Annotated in this window: 13 protein-coding genes; 7 read left to right on the top strand and 6 right to left on the bottom strand. The window is 65.4% G+C overall.

The window, feature by feature from the left end; all coding sequences use genetic code 11:
• Nucleotide 1: 1 nt before the first annotated feature.
• Together Q7C30_RS16685 and Q7C30_RS16680 are read right to left on the bottom strand one after the other, a co-directional pair.
• Nucleotides 2-1,561: a phospholipase D family protein gene (locus Q7C30_RS16685; protein ID WP_295484126.1), complete on the bottom strand. Its 1,560-nt coding sequence runs from the start codon at nucleotides 1,559-1,561 to the stop codon at nucleotides 2-4.
• Between the two features lie 61 nt (nucleotides 1,562-1,622).
• Entirely contained in the window at nucleotides 1,623-3,053 is a 1,431-nt protein-coding gene (locus tag Q7C30_RS16680; RefSeq protein ID WP_317872167.1) for a PLP-dependent aminotransferase family protein, read from the bottom strand.
• 175 nt (nucleotides 3,054-3,228) lie between these two features.
• On the opposite strand from Q7C30_RS16680, the gene Q7C30_RS16675 reads away from it, so the two are divergent.
• Nucleotides 3,229-3,459: a DUF1127 domain-containing protein gene (locus tag Q7C30_RS16675; protein ID WP_317872166.1), complete on the top strand. Its 231-nt coding sequence runs from the start codon at nucleotides 3,229-3,231 to the stop codon at nucleotides 3,457-3,459.
• On the opposite strand, the gene Q7C30_RS16670 is transcribed toward Q7C30_RS16675, so the two are convergent.
• Nucleotides 3,460-4,752, bottom strand: a complete 1,293-nt coding sequence (locus tag Q7C30_RS16670; protein ID WP_317872165.1) for an FAD-binding oxidoreductase — start codon at nucleotides 4,750-4,752, stop codon at nucleotides 3,460-3,462.
• Between the two features lie 101 nt (nucleotides 4,753-4,853).
• On the opposite strand from Q7C30_RS16670, the gene Q7C30_RS16665 reads away from it, so the two are divergent.
• Nucleotides 4,854-5,204, top strand: coding sequence for a YkgJ family cysteine cluster protein (locus Q7C30_RS16665; protein WP_317872164.1), 351 nt, complete (start codon nucleotides 4,854-4,856; stop codon nucleotides 5,202-5,204).
• Nucleotides 5,205-5,207: 3 nt separating this feature from the next.
• Here Q7C30_RS16665 and dadR read toward each other — a convergent pair whose 3' ends face one another.
• Nucleotides 5,208-5,696: a transcriptional regulator DadR gene (gene dadR, locus Q7C30_RS16660; protein WP_039581953.1), complete on the bottom strand. Its 489-nt coding sequence runs from the start codon at nucleotides 5,694-5,696 to the stop codon at nucleotides 5,208-5,210.
• A 154-nt stretch (nucleotides 5,697-5,850) separates the two neighbouring features.
• Between dadR and dadA the strand changes: the two genes are divergently transcribed.
• The 5 genes from dadA (at nucleotide 5,851) to Q7C30_RS16635 (ending at nucleotide 11,559) form a co-directional block, all read left to right on the top strand.
• Nucleotides 5,851-7,152: a D-amino acid dehydrogenase gene (gene dadA / locus Q7C30_RS16655; RefSeq protein ID WP_317872163.1), complete on the top strand. Its 1,302-nt coding sequence runs from the start codon at nucleotides 5,851-5,853 to the stop codon at nucleotides 7,150-7,152.
• A 96-nt stretch (nucleotides 7,153-7,248) separates the two neighbouring features.
• Nucleotides 7,249-8,322 carry an alanine racemase gene (gene alr / locus Q7C30_RS16650; protein ID WP_317872162.1) on the top strand — a complete coding sequence of 358 codons (1,074 nt, stop codon included), beginning with the start codon at nucleotides 7,249-7,251 and terminating at the stop codon, nucleotides 8,320-8,322.
• 106 nt (nucleotides 8,323-8,428) lie between these two features.
• Nucleotides 8,429-8,977, top strand: a complete 549-nt coding sequence (locus Q7C30_RS16645) for a cupin domain-containing protein (protein ID WP_039581939.1) — start codon at nucleotides 8,429-8,431, stop codon at nucleotides 8,975-8,977.
• 135 nt (nucleotides 8,978-9,112) lie between these two features.
• Nucleotides 9,113-9,535, top strand: coding sequence for a c-type cytochrome (locus Q7C30_RS16640; protein WP_240326934.1), 423 nt, complete (start codon nucleotides 9,113-9,115; stop codon nucleotides 9,533-9,535).
• Between the two features lie 155 nt (nucleotides 9,536-9,690).
• On the top strand, nucleotides 9,691-11,559 hold the full coding sequence (locus Q7C30_RS16635) for an acetyl-CoA hydrolase/transferase C-terminal domain-containing protein (RefSeq protein ID WP_317872161.1): 1,869 nt from the start codon (nucleotides 9,691-9,693) through the stop codon (nucleotides 11,557-11,559).
• Between the two features lie 6 nt (nucleotides 11,560-11,565).
• Here Q7C30_RS16635 and Q7C30_RS16630 read toward each other — a convergent pair whose 3' ends face one another.
• Together Q7C30_RS16630 and rep are read right to left on the bottom strand one after the other, a co-directional pair.
• The gene (locus Q7C30_RS16630; RefSeq protein WP_029614720.1) at nucleotides 11,566-12,138 is read right to left on the bottom strand and encodes a xanthine phosphoribosyltransferase; all 573 of its coding nucleotides are present in this window, start codon (nucleotides 12,136-12,138) and stop codon (nucleotides 11,566-11,568) included.
• 72 nt (nucleotides 12,139-12,210) lie between these two features.
• The gene (rep, locus tag Q7C30_RS16625) at nucleotides 12,211-14,220 is read right to left on the bottom strand and encodes a DNA helicase Rep (RefSeq protein ID WP_029614721.1); all 2,010 of its coding nucleotides are present in this window, start codon (nucleotides 14,218-14,220) and stop codon (nucleotides 12,211-12,213) included.
• Nucleotides 14,221-14,452: the final 232 nt, after the last annotated feature.

Below are 14,452 nucleotides of genomic sequence, written 5' to 3'. Positions count from 1 at the left end.
ACTAGAGCATTCGCTCCAGTCCCACCGCCTGGGCTACCCACGCGTTGAAGCGTCGCCACAGGTCGCCCGGCTCTTCGGTCAGGGTGTGCACCTGGCCGTTGTCCTCGGTCACCCAGACCATCTTTCCGTCAACCAGCTTGGGCTGGTAGCTCAGCGCCGGGGCCATGCCCTGTTCGGCCAGCTCGCGGGTGTACTCGGCCAGCTCCGGGCTGTCGACCAACACTCCCACTTCGGTATTCCACAGCACCGAGCGCGGGTCGAAGTTGAACGAGCCGATGAAGGTCTTCTGCCGGTCGAAGACCATGGCCTTGCTGTGCAGGCTCGAATCCGACTGGCCCTTGAAGCTCAGTGCGCCGCGTACGGCACTCGGATCGCCGGGTTGGCGGCGCAGTTCGAACAGCTCCACCCCATGCTCCAGCAGCGCGCGCCGGTAGGGCGCATAGCCGCCATGCACGGCCGGCACGTCGGTGGCCTCCAGCGAGTTGGTCAGCAGCTTCACCGAGGCGCCGGCGTCGGCACGGCCGGTGAGGTACAGCAGGCCCGGCTCGCCGGGCACGAAGTAGGCCGACACCAGGATCAGTTCACGGTGCACGCGCTCCAGGTCCGGCGCCAACTGCTGGCTCATCAGCAGGTGCGGATCGGGGTCGCCGCTGGACAGCACCTTGCTCGGCGCATCCCATAGCGCTTGGCTGTGGGCCCAGATCAGCTCGTTGCGCCAGGTGTCCAGGCGCGGTTCGGTCTGGTAGGCCATCAGGCGGTCGTACAGTGCCGGGTGCTTCTCCCGCGCCTGTGCCAGCCAGACCTCCAGCCGTTGCCGGCTGCTGTGCAGGTCGTCGGCGTCCGGGGTGCGCCAGAGAAAATCACCGATCGGCCGGCTCAAGGCGCTGTTCCAGTACTGGTCGAAGCTGTGCCCGAGCTGTTCGGCCACCGGACCGACGCCGAGCAGGTCGATGTCGGTGAAGTTGAGGTTGGGCTCGGCATCGAAGTACTCATCGCCCAGGTTGCGGCCGCCGACGATGGCCATGCTGTTGTCGACCAGGAACAGTTTGTTGTGCATGCGCCGGTGTTGCAGCGACAGGTTGAACAGCCGTCCGAGGGTGCGGGTCAGGCCCGTACTGCGGCCAAGGTGCAGCGGATTGAACAGGCGGATCTGGATGCGCGGGTGGGCGTCCAGGGTGGCGATCAGGCTGTCCAGGCCATCGCTGGTGGTGTCGTCGAGCAGGATGCGCACGCGCACGCCGCGGTCGGCGGCACGCAGCAGTTCGTGGACCAGGGCGCGGGTGCTGAGCCCGTCGTGGACGATGTAGTACTGCAGGTCGATGCTGGTCTGGGCATGGCGGATCAGCTCGGCGCGGGCCCGAAACGCCTCGCTGCTGTTGGGCAGCAGGCGAAAGCCGGAGCGCCCCTCGTAGGGCGCGGCCTGGCGCTGCACCGAGCGGCCGAAGGCGGAGTCGGCGGCAGGCAGCGCCTGGCTGACATCGCGCGGGGTATCGACGCTGGCGCAGCCCTGCAGGCCGAGCAGCAGCGCCAGCAGCAGGGGCAAGGCTCGCTGGAGACTCAAGGGGGATCGTCCTGTGCGACGGGTCACGTGGAAACCTTGGACCATGCAAGGTCGTGCAAAGTTACCCGCCGTTGTCGTCCTGCGCCAGTAGCCGGCACGCGGTTTCACCGACCTTGCGCACGGCCGCCTCGATCTGCGGCGTGGCCCGTGCGGCAAAATTCATGCGCAGGCAATGCCGGTACTTGCCCGAGGCCGAGAAGATGCTGCCCACGGCGATCTGCACGCCTTGATCGAGCAAGGCGCGGTTCAGACGCAAGGTATCGAAACGCTCCGGCAGCTCGACCCACAGCATGAATCCCCCTTGGGGCCGACTGGCGCGGGTGCCGGGTGGGAAATAGCGGGTGACCCAGTCGCTCATCTGGTCGCGGGCACGCTGATACTGCGCACGCACCCGCCGCAAATGCGGCTGGTAATGGCCCTCGGCGATGAAGTCGGCGATTGCCAGTTGCGGCTGGCAGGCCGTGCTGCCGGTGCTGATGTACTTCATGTGCAGCACCCGCTCCAGGTAGCGCCCCGGCGCCACCCAGCCGACCCGCAGGCCCGGGGCGAGGGTCTTGGAGAACGAGCTGCACAGCAGCACGCGCCCGTCCTCGTCGAATGACTTGAGCGTGCGCGGACGCGGGTAGGTGTAGGCCAGGTCGCCGTACACATCGTCCTCGATGATCGCCACGTCATAGCGCTGGGCCAGGGTGAGCAGCGCCTTCTTGCGCGCCTCGGGCATGATGTAGCCCAGCGGGTTGTTGCAGTTGGGCGTGATCTGGATGAGCTTGATCGGCCATTGTTCCAGTGCCAGTTCCAGGGCCTCCAGGCTGATGCCGGTGACCGGGTCGGTGGGGATCTCCAGCGCCTTCATGCCGAACCCTTTGAGGGTCTGCATGGCGCCGTGGAAGCTTGGCGAATCCACCGCGACGATGTCGCCGGGCTCGCACACCGCGCGGATGCTGGTCGACAGCGCCTCATGGCAGCCCGTGGTGACCACCAGGTCGCCCGCTGACAGGGTGCAACCGGAGTCCAGCGCCAGGCGCGCGATCTGTTCGCGCAGGCCCAGGTTGCCGTGGATGTTGTCGTAGTACAGCCCCGGCATGTCCAGGCGCCGGCTGAGCTGGGCGAGGCTGCGCAGCAGCGGTTTGAGGGTGGGGCTTTCGATGTCCGGCATGCCGCGTCCGAGCTGGATCACGTCGGGCCGAGGGTTGGCGCGAACCAGTTCCAGCACCTGCTCCCATTGCGAGATATCCACCGGCCGCTGCGCCGGACGGCTGATCGCCGGGAGCGCCGGCACGCTCAGGTGCTCGGCCACGAAATAACCCGATTTGGGCCGTGGCGATACCAGGCCCGCCTCTTCCAACTGCCGATAGGCCTGCTGCACCGTGCTCAGGCTGACCCCGTGCTCCAGGCTCAACGCCCGCACCGAGGGCAAGCGCTCGCCTGGGCGGTACAGGCCCTGTTCGATGCGCGCGCCGAGCAGCTCGGCCAGGTTCATGTACAGGTTCACAGGCATACTCCTGCGCAGGTTGATCGGCGCGACCATACAGATCGGCTGAAAATACGCCATTCAGCTGCGGCTGCGCCAGTTCTGTATTGGAATAATAAGATTTGTTTGGATCTGTATCGTCGCTAACCCGCCAGTGCATGCTAGCACCAGGTTTCGATCACAAGGAGAAGCGGCGATGACCGGAATGAGCGATGTGCGATTGATGCTGCAGGCCGACGAATGTGCAGCAGGACAGCCCTCAAGGCTGTCATGCGCTCCGGTAGACCTTGGCTCATGGAGATTGATGCTGCACCGCTGGCAGTCGCGCAAGCAGTTGCGCGAGCTCAGCGACCAGCAGTTGCTGGACATCGGTCTGAGCCGCGAGCAGGCCTGGGAAGAAGGCTGCAAGCCATTCTGGCGCGGTTGATCAGAGCAGTTCCTTGAGCCGGTACCAGAGCATGCCCAAGGCCAGCAGCGGCGAGCGCAGCAACTTGCCGCCCGGGAAGGTGGCATGGGGCACCTGGGCGAACAGGTCGAAGCGGCCGCCGTGCTGACCGCCGATGGCTTCGCCGAGCAACCGTCCGGCCAGGTGCGTGGCGTTGAGGCCGTGACCCGAGTAGGCCTGGGCGTAGTACACATTGGGCTGCTCGGGCAGGCGACCGATCTGCGGCAGGCGATTGGCGCCGATGCCGATCATGCCGCCCCATTGGTAGTCGATGCGTACCCCGGCCAGTTGCGGGAACACCTTGAGCATCTTCGGGCCCATGTAGGCGGCGATGTCCTTGGGGTCACGCCCGGAATAGTGGCAGGCGCCGCCGAACAGCAAGCGGTGGTCGGCGGACAGACGGAAGTAGTCCAGCGCCACGCGTTGGTCGCACACCGCCATGTTCTGTGGCAGCAAATCGCGAGCGCGGGCCTCGCCCAGCGGCTCGGTGGCGATGATGTAGCTGCCGGCGGGCAGCACCTTGCCGCCCAGTTCGCGGTTCAGGTCGTTGTGATAGGCGTTGGTGCACAGCACCAGGGTGTTGGCGCGCACCCGGCCGCGCGCCGTGTGCACCTGCACCTGCGGGCCGTAGTCGATGCGGGTCACCTCGGAGCCTTCATGCAGCTTCACGCCCAGGCGCGCCGCGACGGCCGCCTCGCCGATGGCCAGGTTCAGCGGGTGCACGTGGCCTGAGCCCATGTCCACCAGGCCGCCGACGAAGCAGGCCGAATTGACCACGCTGCGGATCTGCGATGCGGGCACCACGCGCACCTCGTGGCGGTAGCCCAGGCTGCGCAACTCGTCGGCGTCGGCGGCGAAACCGTCGAGCTCGGCCGGCTTGTAGGCGAGGTCGCTGTAGCCCCAGGTCAGGTCGCAGGCGATGGCATGCTGCTCGATACGTTCGCGGGCAATCTGCACGGCTTCCAGGCCCATCAGCTTGAGGCTGCGTACGCCGTCTGCGCCGATGACCGGCAGGAACTGCTCGACGTCGTGGCCCACGCCGCGAATCAACTGCCCGCCATTGCGCCCGCTGGCGCCCCAGCCGATGCGCCGGGCCTCGAGCAGGATTACCGAGAAGCCGCGTTCGGCCAGTTCGATGGCGGTATTGAGCCCTGAGTAGCCGCCGCCGACGATGCACACGTCGGCGCTGTGCTCGCCTTCCAGGCACGGGTAGTCCGGTTGCGGCAGGCGGCTGGCGGCATAGTAGGAGGCAGCGTGCTGGGCGCTGTGGATCATGGCCGGGTTCCTGGGGCTGGGCGAAAAGCTGCGAGGATAAGCGGGGCGCGCGGGGGCGGCAATGGCCCTATAATGCCCGGCCTCTCAATGACACGCCGACCATGACCTGCACCCACAAGATCCAGTTCCTGCGCGAACTCATCCCCTCGTTCGAATGCGAGCCCGGCTGCCACGACTGCTGCGGTCCGGTCACCACCTCCAGCGCGGAGATGGCGCGTCTGCCGCGCAAGACCGCGGCCGAGCAGGAGGCTGCCTTGCAGCGCCTGGATTGCGTGCACCTCGGTCCTCAAGGTTGCACCGTCTATACAGAGCGCCCGCTGATCTGCCGCTTGTTCGGCACCACCCCGCGCCTGGCCTGTCCACGCGGTCGCGGGCCGCAGACGCCGATCGAGCCGCAGGCCGAGCAACTGATTCATGGTTACATCGCCAGTACCCGCCAGGTGCTGGTCTGAGGTTCAGTCCGGAATCGGCAGGCAGAGGCTCTCCTTCACCTCCTCCATCACGATGTAGCTTTTCGATTCCCGCACATGGGGCAGCTTGAGCAGGATGTCGCCGAGCAGCTTGCGGTACGACGCCATCTCCGAGATGCGTGCCTTGACCAGGTAATCGAAGTCGCCGGAAACCAGGTGGCATTCCAGCACATGGGGCAGCTTGAGCACGGCGCGGCGGAACTCCTCGAAGGTATCGCCCGACTTGTAGTCCAGGCTGATCTCGACGAACACCAGCAGGCTGCCCTTCAGGTGCTGCGGGTTGAGCCGGGCGTTGTAGCCCATGATGATCCCCTCGCGTTCCAGACGGCGCACGCGCTCGGTGCAGGGCGTGGTGGACAGCCCGACTTTCTCGCCCAGTTCGGTGAACGAGATGCGCCCGTCGCTTTGCAGGATGCGCAAGATGTTGCGGTCGATCTTGTCCAGTTCCCGCTTGCTCTGGTGCTGGGTTCTCATAGGGGATGCCCCTCCGTCTAAGGCGTTCGTGCCGAGAATTCTCGCCAAATATAGGCGCTTATATAGTGAAATGCACTGGCCTGAGATTCTTATACTGCGCGCATCCATGCCATTTCGAACAACACAGCGGTGCGCCGCGCATGAGGGATAGACGATGCGAGTTCTGGTACTTGGTAGCGGTGTGATCGGTACCGCCAGTGCCTACTACCTGGCCCGGCAAGGTTTCGAGGTCACGGTGGTCGATCGCCAGCCGGCGGTGGCCATGGAAACCAGCTTCGCCAACGCAGGCCAGATCTCGCCCGGCTACGCTTCGCCCTGGGCTGCACCGGGCGTTCCGCTCAAGGCCATCAAATGGCTGCTCGAGCGGCACGCCCCGCTGGCCATCAAGCTCACCGGCGATGTCGATCAGTACCTGTGGATGGCGCAGATGCTGCGCAACTGCACCGCCAGCCGTTATGCGGTGAACAAGGAGCGCATGGTGCGGCTGTCCGAATACAGTCGCGACTGCCTCGACGAACTGCGCGCCGAAACCGGCATCGCCTACGAAAGCCGCACCCTGGGCACCACCCAGTTGTTCCGCACCCAGGCCCAGGTGGATGCCGCGGCCAAGGACATCGCCGTGCTCGAACAGTCCGGCGTGCCCTACGAATTGCTCGACCGCGACGCCATCGCCCGTGTCGAACCCGCCCTGGCAGGGGCCAAGCACCTGCTGGCCGGTGCCCTGCGCCTGCCCAACGACCAGACCGGCGACTGCCAGCTGTTCACCACCCAACTCGCGGAAATGGCCGTGAAACTGGGTGTCGAGTTCCGCTTCGGGCAGAACATCCAGCGCCTGGATCAGGCCGGCGACCGCCTCAACGGCGTGTGGATCGACGGCAAGCTGGAAACGGCTGACCGCTATGTCCTGGCGCTGGGCAGCTATTCGCCGCAGTTGCTCAAGCCGCTGGGCATCAAGGCCCCGGTGTACCCGCTCAAGGGCTATTCGCTGACCGTGCCGATCACCGACGCGGCCATGGCGCCGACTTCGACCATCCTCGACGAAACCTACAAGGTCGCCATCACCCGTTTCGACAACCGTATCCGGGTCGGCGGCATGGCTGAAATCGCCGGCTTCGACCTCTCTCTGAACCCGCGTCGGCGCGAAACGCTGGAGATGATCGTCAACGACCTTTATCCTCGCGGCGGCGACCTGAGCCAGGCCAGTTTCTGGACCGGCCTGCGCCCGGCTACCCCGGATGGCACGCCGATCGTCGGCGCCACCGCGCTGAGCAACCTGTACCTGAACACCGGTCACGGCACCTTGGGCTGGACCATGGCCTGTGGCTCCGGCCGCCTGTTGGCCGACCTGATCGCGCGCAAGAAGCCGCAGATCAGTGCCGAAGGTCTGGACATCTCGCGCTATGGCCATGCCGGTGAGGTCGCTCGGCAGGGCCGTCCGCTGTCGGCCCATCAGTAACGACGATGACCGGTTGAGCCCGCCCCCGGTAGGCGCGGGCTCAACCGCGATGAATGCCCCATCTGCCCATAACCAGATCCACCAGAAGGCTGCCCCATGCGCCCCGCCCGTGCCCTGATCGACCTCCAAGCGCTGCGTCACAACTACCGTCTGGCCCGTGAACTGGCCGGTGCCAAGGCCCTGGCCGTGGTCAAGGCCGATGCTTACGGCCATGGTGCGGTGCGCTGTGCCCTGGCCCTTGAGGCCGATGCCGACGGCTTTGCCGTGGCCTGCATCGAGGAGGCGCTGGAGCTGCGCGCCGCGGGCATCAAGGCGCCGGTGCTGCTGCTCGAAGGGTTCTTCGAGGCCAGCGAGCTGGCGCTGATCGCCGAGCATGACCTGTGGTGCGTGGTCCATTCGCTGTGGCAGCTCGAGGCCATCGAACAGCATCCGGTGCACAAGCCATTGAACATCTGGCTCAAGCTCGACAGCGGCATGCACCGTGTCGGCCTGCACCCGAAGGACTACCACGAGGCCTATCAGCGTCTGCTGGCCAGCGGCAAGGTCGCGCGCATCGTGCTGATGAGCCATTTCTCCCGGGCCGACGAACTGGACGCGGCGACCACCGAACAGCAGGTTGCCGCCTTCGAAGCCGCGCGCCAGGGCCTGACCGCCGAGTGCAGCCTGCGCAATTCCCCGGGCGTGCTGGCGTGGCCGAACACGCCGAGCGACTGGGTACGACCGGGCATCATGCTGTACGGCGCCTCGCCCTTCGAGGTCGAGCAGGCCCAGGCGGCGCGCCTGCAACCGGTGATGACCCTGCAATCGCGCATCATCAGTGTGCGTGAGCTGCCCATCGGTGAGCCGGTGGGCTATGGCGCGCGGTTCACCAGCACGCGCCCGACCCGCGTCGGCGTGGTCGCCATGGGCTACGCCGATGGCTATCCGCGACATGCCCCCAGCGGCACGCCGGTGGTGGTCGCGGGCAAGCGCACGCAACTGATCGGCCGGGTGTCGATGGACATGCTCTGCGTCGACCTCACCGAGGTGCCCGAGGCGACCGTCGGCAGCCCGGTGGAGTTGTGGGGCAAGCAGGTGTTGGCCAGCGATGTGGCGCAGCAGGCGGGCACCATCCCCTATCAGATCTTCTGCAACCTGCGCCGGGTGCCGCTGGAGTACCAGGGCCAATAAGGTCGTCCGCGGCGGTGAGAGGCGGTCGTGTTGTAAATACTGAACGGCATTGCCATGATATCGTTCACACTTTGCCTCCCCACGACCGTTTCTGGAGACCCACGCTTTGGACGTTGGCGAACGACTGCAAGCCATCCGCAAGCTCAAGGGCCTGTCCCAGCGCGAACTCGCCAAACGGGCGGGGGTGACCAACAGCACCATCTCGATGATCGAGAAAAACAGCGTGAGCCCCTCGATCAGCTCGCTGCGCAAGGTGCTCAGCGGCATTCCCATGTCGATGGTGGAGTTCTTCTCCGTCGAACTGGCGCCGGAAAGTCCGACGCAGATCGTCTACAAGGCCCATGAGCTGATCGACATTTCCGACGGCGCGGTGACCATGAAGCTGGTCGGCAAGTCGCACCCCAACCGCGCCATCGCCTTTCTCAACGAGGTGTACCCGCCCGGCGCCGACACGGGTGAAGAAATGCTCACCCACGACGGCGAGGAGACCGGCATCCTGCTCGAAGGTCGCCTGGAGCTGGTGGTGGGCACCGAAACCTTCCTGCTCGAAGCCGGCGACAGCTACTACTTCGAAAGCACCCGCCCGCACCGTTTCCGCAATCCGTTCGACGAGCCCGCCCGGCTCATCAGCGCCGCCACCCCCTCGAATTTTTGATCCAGCTCAGGCTATTGCGTCGCCAATACCCCTTTACGCAGTAGGGTCGTTCACGCCCTCAGGGCTTGTCGCTATACTCGGCCGCGCTCGCCAACCGTGGCCGCGAGCCTGATCAGCCACCATGAGGGTGTACGCGTGAACCCAATCAAGAAGATGCTGGCCGTACCAGCAGCCCTGTTCGCTGTGTGGGCGCTGAGTGCGACCGCAGCGACCAACGACGACATCGCCAAGCGCCTGGAGCCGGTCGGCAAGGTGTGCATTCAGGGCCAGGAATGCCAAGGCATGGCCGTCACCGCTGCGGCCGCCGGCGCTGGCGCCAGAAGCGCCGACGACATCGTCGCCAAGCACTGCAACGCCTGCCATGCCACTGGCCTGCTGAACGCGCCGAAGATCGGCGACACGGCGGCCTGGAAAGAGCGCGCCGATCACCAGGGTGGTCTGGACGGCATTCTGGCCAAGGCCATCACCGGCCTGAACGCCATGCCGCCCAAGGGCACCTGCGGCGACTGCTCGGACGACGAGCTCAAGGGCGCTATCAAGAAGATGTCCGGGCTCTGATCCCACGCCAGAAGACGGTGGTGTAGACGCGGCCTCGTGCCGCGAACCGGTCGCAACGACCGCGGGTCGTCGTAGCCTTTGCACGACAGGTCGGGAGCCACACGCTCCCGGCAATGGTCACATCCTGTACGCCTCACACGCCGCAGGAGCTTCCAATGCCCCACCGTTGCTCGATCGACCACGCCGTCGACCAGGCCCTGGCCCGTCTTCCGGCCCATATCCACATGGGCTTGCCGCTGGGGCTGGGCAAGCCCAATGCCTTCGTCAATGCGCTCTACGCCCGCATCCGCGCGCTGCCCGAGCGCCGCCTGACGATCTATACCGCCCTCAGCCTGGGCCGACCGTCGCTCGGCGAGGGCCTGCAGCAGCGCTTTCTCGAACCCTTCCTGGAACGGGTGTTCGCCGATTACGAAGAGCTCGACTACCTCAAGGACCTGCGCGACGACACACTGCCGGCCAACATCCGCGTCGAGCAGTTCTTCATGCAGCCCGGCTCCCTGCTGCACAGCGCGTCTGCCCAGCAGGACTACGTCAGCAGCAACTACAGCCACGCCGCCCGCGACATCAATGCCAAGGGCCTGAACCTGATCGCCCAATTGGTCGCCGCCACGCCGGAGCGCCCGGAGCACCTCAGCCTGGCCTGCAACCCCGACATCACCCTGGACCTGCTGCCGATGGTCGCCGCACGCCGCGCCGCTGGCGAGACCGTGCTCATGCTCGGCCAGGTGCATGCCGAACTGCCCTACATGCCGGGCGATGCCGAGTTGCACATCCAGGCCTTCGACCTGCTGATCGACGAAGTCGAGCAGCGGCGCCTGTTCAGCACGCCGAACATGCCGGTCACCGTCCAGGACCACTGCATTGGCGTGTACGCCAGCACGCTGGTGCGCGATGGCGGTACGTTGCAGATCGGCATTGGTGCCATGGGCGATGCGGTGGCGGCGGCTCTTCTGGCGCGCCAGGCCGACAACGCCGCCTACCGGGCGCTGCTGGACGACTTCGACCTCAGCCCCTGGCGGAGCCTGATCGACCGTGAAGGCGGGCAGGACGACTTCGCCCAGGGCCTGTATGGCTGCAGCGAGATGTTCGTCAACGGCCTGCTGACGCTGGCCGAGGCGGGCGTGGTGCGACGTCCGGCAGACGAGCGCGGCGTGCTGGTGCACGGCGGCTTCTTCCTCGGCCCAGCCGATTTCTACCAGCGCCTGCGGCACATGTCGCTGGAGCAGCGCGCGCGTTTTTCCATGACGGCCATCAGCTTCATCAACGAATTGTACGGCGACGAAGCGCTCAAGCGCCGACAGCGGCGCGACGCGCGGTTCGTCAACACGGTGTTCGGCATGACCTTGCTGGGTGCTGGGGTGGCCGACCAGTTGGAAGACGGCAGGGTGCTCAGCGGCGTCGGTGGGCAATACAACTTCGTCGCCCAGGGCCACGCATTGCAAGGCGCGCGCTCGATCCTGCTGCTGCGCAGTTGGCGTGAAGCCGGTGGCGAAGTGAGCTCGAACCTGTATTGGCAGTACGGGCATTGCACCATCCCGCGCCATCTGCGCGACATCGTCATCACCGAATACGGCATCGCCGACCTGCGCGGGCAGACCGACAGCGAGGTGATCGCACGGCTGTTGGCGATCAGCGACTCACGTTTCCAGCAAACGCTGATGGCCCAGGCCAAGAAGGCCGGCAAGCTGGCGCAGGATTTCGCCTTGGATGCCCGCTTCACCGACAACACGCCCGAACGCCTGGAGGCGATCAGGGCGCGGCATGCGTCGATGTTCGCCGAGTACCCGCTGGGCAGCGACTTCACGGCTCAAGAGCAGGACGTGCTGCGTGCCCTGAATTGGCTCAAGAGCAAGTTCAAGCTGAGCGAAGCGCTGGCGCTGGGCAAGGCAGCGCTGGATGCGCCCGAGCCCGAGGCGTATCCGGCGCACTTGGCGCGAATGAACCTGGCGCAGCCCGAAGGCCTGAAGGAGGAGCTATACCAGCGCTTGCTGCTGGCGGGCCTGCACGCGACCCGCCGCTTGTAGCGGGGGTCACTCGATGAAGGTGACCACACCGCCTGCCAGCGACTGCACCCGCGCCAGCGACTCGACACGGTAGCCCTGGCTGTCCAGCTCGGCGCGGCCGCCCTGGAACGACTTCTCGATGACGATGCCCAGGCCTGCCACGGTGGCACCGGCCTGCTTGATGATCGAGATCAGCGCCTGCGAGGCCTTGCCGTTGGCCAGGAAGTCGTCGATCACCAGCACGCGGTCGCTGCTGTTCAGGTGGCGCGGCGAAATGGCCACGGTGTTCTCGGTCTGCTTGGTGAACGAGTACACCGACGCAGTCAGCAGGTTCTCGGTCAGGGTCAGCGACTGGTGCTTGCGGGCGAAGATCACCGGCACGCCCAGTTTCAGGCCGGTCATCACGGCCGGCGCGATGCCGGAGGCTTCGATGGTGACGATCTTGGTCACGCCGGCATCGGCGAACAGGCGGGCGAACTCGTCACCGATCAGCTGCATCAGGGCAGGATCGATCTGGTGATTGAGAAACGCGTCGACTTTGAGAACCTGATCGGAAAGCACGATGCCTTCTTCGCGAATCTTCTGATGCAGTGCTTGCACTGTGTATTCCTCGATGTAGCAAAAGTCGCCGCATCCAAGGGTCGCGGCACAGGTTGAAAGAGTAGGGGTGATTCAGCGTTTGAGCATGGCCCGAATGTCGGCCAGTGCGTTGTTGCCTCGCGCGGCCTTGACCTCCACCGGGGCGTCGTCCAGGCCTTCCCAGGCCAGGTCGTCCGGTGGCAACTCGTCGAGGAAGCGGCTGGGGGTGCAATCGATGATCTCGCCGTACTGCTTGCGCTTGGCGGCGAAGGTGAATGCCAGGGTCTGGCGCGCGCGGGTAATGCCCACGTAGGCCAGACGGCGTTCTTCCTCGATGGTGTCGGCTTCGATGCTGGAGCGGTGGGGCAGGATTTCTTCTTCCATGCCCATGATGAACACGTAGGGGAATTCCAGGCCCTTGGAGGCATGCAGGGTCATCATCTGCACGCCCTCGGCGTTTTCTTCCTCTTCCTGCTGGCGTTCGAGCATGTCGCGCAGCACCAGCTTGCCGATGGCGTCCTCGATGGTCATGTCACCCTCTTCGTCTTTCTCCAGGGTGTTCTTCAGGGCGTCGATGAGGAACCAGACGTTGCCGATGCGAAAATCCGCGGCCTTGTCGCTGGCGGTGTTCTGGCGAATCCAGTTCTCGTAGTCGATGTCCTTGACCATCTCGTGCAGCGCGGCGATCGGGTCGTCCAGGGCGACCTTGTGGCGCACGCCGTCGAGCCAGTGCTTGAAGCGCTGCAGGCGCTCGGTGTAGCGCGCGTCCAGGTGCTCGCCCAGGCCCATCTCCTCGCTGGCGGCGTACATCGACACACCGCGCTCGGTGGCGTAGTTGCCGAGCTTCTCCAGGGTGGTCGAGCCGATCTCGCGGCGTGGCACGTTGATCACCCGCAGGTAGGCGTTGTCGTCGTCCGGATTGACCAGCAGGCGCAGGTAGGCCATGAGGTCCTTGACCTCCTGGCGTCCGAAGAAGCTGTTGCCACCGGAGAGGCGATAGGGCACCTGGTGGTGCTGCAGCTTCAGCTCGATCAGCTTGGCCTGGTAGTTGCCGCGGTAGAGGATGGCGAAATCGCTGTAGGGACGGTCGGTGCGCAGGTGCAGGGTCAGGATTTCCATGGCCACGCGTTCGGCCTCGGCTTCCTCGTTCTTGCAGCGAATCACGCGGATTTCGTCGCCCACGCCCATCTCGCTCCACAACTGCTTCTCGAAGTCGTGGGGGTTGTTGGCGATCAGCACGTTGGCGCAGCGCAGGATGCGGCTGGTGGAGCGGTAGTTCTGCTCGAGCATCACCACCTTCAGGGACGGGTAGTCCTCCTTGAGCAGCATCAGGTTTTCCGGGCGCGCGCCGCGCCAGGCGTAGATCGACTGGTCATCGTCGCCGACCACGGTGAACTGGTTGCGCAGACCGATGAGCATTTTCACCAGCAGGTACTGGCTGGCGTTGGTGTCCTGGTATTCGTCGACCAGCAGGTAGCGCACACGGTTCTGCCAGCGATCGAGCACGTCCGGGTGCTCCTGGAACAACTTGACCGGCAGCAGGATCAGGTCGTCGAAGTCCACCGCGTTGTACGCCTTGAGCGTGCGCTGGTAGTGGGTGTAGACGATGGCGGCGGTCTGCTCGCGCGGGTTGCGCGCCTTTTCCAGGGCTTCGGCGGGCAGGATCAGGTCGTTCTTCCACGACCCGATCATGTTCTTGATCTCATCCAGGCCGTCGTCGCCGGAATATTCCTTCTGCATGATGTCCGACAGCAGCGCCTTGATGTCGGACTCGTCGAAGATCGAGAAACCTGGCTTGTAGCCCAGGCGCTGGTGTTCCCGGCGGATGATGTTCAGGCCCAGGTTGTGGAAGGTGCACACCGTCAGGCCCCGGCCCTCGCCCGGGCGCAGCAGGGTGGCAACCCGCTCCTTCATCTCGCGCGCGGCCTTGTTGGTGAAGGTCATGGCGACGATGTACTGGGCACGGATGCCGCAGTTCTGGATGAGGTGGGCGATCTTGCGCGTGATCACGCTGGTCTTGCCGGAGCCTGCACCGGCGAGCACCAAGAGAGGGCCGCCGACGTAGTCTCGGGCTTCCTGTTGCCGGGGATTGAGTCGGGACATGCTAGAAACCGGGGGTGACCAGAAAAATAGCCGCGCATTCTAGCAGGCATGGGCGGATGTGGCGCGACCGTCCGACCGGGCACTGTCGGGTTTCGACACAATTGCCCAGGCGGCGCGTTTGGCGCAGGATGCACCCCGAAATCCGTCGTAAAGCCGGGCAGGGACCGCTACGTTTAAAAGTGAGAATCATTGCTAATTGTCGGTTAGCATATGGCTACTCGACATCATCGGT

This window comes from Pseudomonas sp. RAC1, assembly GCF_030658255.1.
Taxonomy (GTDB): domain Bacteria; phylum Pseudomonadota; class Gammaproteobacteria; order Pseudomonadales; family Pseudomonadaceae; genus Aquipseudomonas; species Aquipseudomonas boreofloridensis.
Note: the sequence above shows the minus strand (reverse complement) of the source record. Positions and strands in the feature narration are given on the sequence as shown.